Annotated in this window: 1 pseudogene; it reads left to right on the top strand. The window is 50.6% G+C overall.

The window, feature by feature from the left end:
• Positions 1-369: 369 nt before the first annotated feature.
• Positions 370-981 (top strand): annotated as a pseudogene (locus ACSZPU_RS25880) (MASE2 domain-containing protein); the annotation flags it as partial.
• Positions 982-1053: the final 72 nt, after the last annotated feature.

The raw sequence follows: 1053 nt of genomic DNA, 5'->3' as shown, positions 1-1053 counted from the left end.
CATAAATTAACCTGCTTTTGATGTTGGATTGAACATATCAAAATCAGGCAATTACACAATTTTATGTACAGGCTCCTCGAAAAAGGCGGGGCGAAACTGCTCAAGTATGCGCCAGTCGTCAACAGAGGAAGAGATACAATCTTCGGTCGGTTTCTGAGGTTGGGTAGTTTCTGAATAACCCGGTTAAACACGCAGCATTTTGCCTGCTATAAGGTGAAACGATAGCGATAACTTATTAAATTGCTTGCTACTAATTTTTGTCGTCAATACTATAACCGAGTATATGTATCGGAAATAATTCGCGTCATGAACGGACCTGATAATTTGAAGAAAAGCGAGCGGATCACTGGCAGCAGGTTCGTCAGACGCATGTATCTGATGCGTATTCTCGGGACGTTTCTCTGTTTTTTCCCCATTATCTCTGTCTTGCTCGAACTGCACCGGCCCCTGTGGGTGATGGTGTTGCTGGGGGCGAATGCCTTTATCTGGCCGACGCTGGCCTTTGTACGCGCCCGCCGTTCTGATACCCCCCTGACGGTGGAACATCAAAACCTGGTCTTTGACGCCGGTGCGGGTGGCTTCTGGATCGCGATGATGTCGGTTAACCCGCTGCCATCGGTGGTGATTGCCACGATCCTGCTATCCGACCGTCTCTCGGCGGGTGGTTTTGACCTGATGCGCAAAGCGGGTCTGGTCATGCTGGCGGTGTTTGCGGCCGGCCGGGTTGCGCAGGGGATGCATTTTGATGCGGAAGTCTCTCAGCGCACCATGTTTGCCACGCTGCCACTAATTGCGATTTACATGCTGGCGCTTAGCGTGCTGACCGACAACATTGCCGTGAAGCTGCGCATTAAAAGCCGCGAGCTGGAACGTATTGCGATGATGGACCCGTTGCTGGATATCGCCAACCGTCGCCTGCTGGAAAAACGCATTCAGTATGAGCTGGATAAGCTGCGCGATTCGCCGCGCAATTCGATGCTAGGCTGTGTCCCTTAATTGCATAACCTCTTGTAAAACAATCGGATGCAACCCAGCTTGACCATTGAAAGATAA

The sequence above is a fragment of the Phytobacter sp. V69 genome, assembly GCF_965644215.1.
In the GTDB taxonomy this organism is placed as follows: Bacteria; Pseudomonadota; Gammaproteobacteria; order Enterobacterales; family Enterobacteriaceae; genus Phytobacter.
Note: the sequence above shows the minus strand (reverse complement) of the source record. Positions and strands in the feature narration are given on the sequence as shown.